The 1,027-nt window shown below is 66.3% G+C and carries 3 protein-coding genes; 2 read left to right on the top strand and 1 reads right to left on the bottom strand.

What is annotated here, in order from left to right:
* Positions 1–127 precede the first annotated feature (127 nt).
* Together IE312_RS09010 and IE312_RS43770 are read left to right on the top strand one after the other, a co-directional pair.
* Positions 128–478 carry a hypothetical protein gene (locus tag IE312_RS09010; RefSeq protein WP_189980105.1) on the top strand — a complete coding sequence of 117 codons (351 nt, stop codon included), beginning with the start codon at positions 128–130 and terminating at the stop codon, positions 476–478.
* Between the two features lie 93 nt (positions 479–571).
* Positions 572–706, top strand: a complete 135-nt coding sequence (locus IE312_RS43770) for a hypothetical protein (protein WP_268254299.1) — start codon at positions 572–574, stop codon at positions 704–706.
* Between the two features lie 18 nt (positions 707–724).
* On the opposite strand, the gene IE312_RS09005 is transcribed toward IE312_RS43770, so the two are convergent.
* A partial coding sequence (locus IE312_RS09005; RefSeq protein WP_229899381.1) for an STAS domain-containing protein occupies positions 725–1,027 on the bottom strand: 303 nt, incomplete at its 5' end.

Genomic DNA, 1,027 nt, shown 5'->3' with positions numbered 1-1,027 from the left:
GCCGAGCTGCGCAACTCCCTCCGGGGAGAGTGCAGGCTGCGCTGGAACGGGCAAGCAGGAACGCGGCCGGGCCAGGGACCGTCTTGGACTGTGGCGAAGCCCTTCCCCACCATGAAGGAACCCATCAATGGCTCACTCCTCCCGCATCCGTCGCCGGTCGCCTGCGTTGAAGCTCGTCGCCGCTGCGATCATGCTTGGCCTTGCTGGTTGGTACGTCTTTTCGGGCCGGGGCACAGGGCTGCTGCCGCCGGGCAGCTGGGGGCCCTGGCGGGAGAAGGCGCAGGTGAACCACTGGGGAGTGCAGGTGCGGGTCAACTCCTGGAGCAATGCCGCTGAGGCGCGCGTACACATGGGCAAAGCGGAGGACTTCACCATGAAGGCGTACGGCACGCGCGTCAGTGCCACCACGGTGATGGACGGAACCCGGCTTACGCTGACGCCCGACGGCGAAATCACCGGCCAGTGGCCGGCTCAGTAGGCCGCCCGAAGGCCGGCGTGCGCCATCCCCTGAATGGCCGCATCCTGGACTCGGCCCCACCAGGTGCCACAGACCGACCTTCCGGGAGGTCCTGTGATCCTGTTTGCCCTGCTCATGCCCGTGGCGATGATGCTCCTGCTCTTCGGGGTGACAGCCTTCGAGGAGCGCCTTTTCCCGCAGCCACCGGTTACCGAGGACGTCGGCCCGCTGACCGATCAGGCGCCCTGACCCTGAGCGGGAAGGCTTCTAATCTTTGTCGCTCCGGCTGCCGACGGTGGTGTCGGCAAGGATGTCGGCGGCATTTTCCGCGGTGTCGTAGACATCGAGAATCGTCTCGACGCCGGTGAGCTTCAGCAGCTGCCGCAGTTGCGGTTGCAGGCCGGCCAGAACCAGTGTCACGCCGGTCTCCAGCGCACGCCGACGGGCCGCAAGAAGGGCGTTGAGTCCTGCCGAGTCGCAAAACGGAACTCCGGCGAGGTCCAGTACGATCCATCGCTCGCCCGAATCGATGCAGCTCAGGAACTCGGTGCGAAACATGGGCGCAGTCAG

Source organism: Streptomyces capoamus, assembly GCF_014654935.1.
GTDB lineage: Bacteria > Actinomycetota > Actinomycetes > Streptomycetales > Streptomycetaceae > Streptomyces > Streptomyces capoamus.
This window is presented reverse-complemented; position numbering and strand designations above follow the sequence as displayed.

Excerpts from the sequence above, each read along its gene's own strand:
- IE312_RS09010 (WP_189980105.1), top strand. The coding sequence starts at position 128 with ATGGCTCACTCCTCCCGCATCCGTCGCCGGTCGCCTGCGTTGAAGCTC.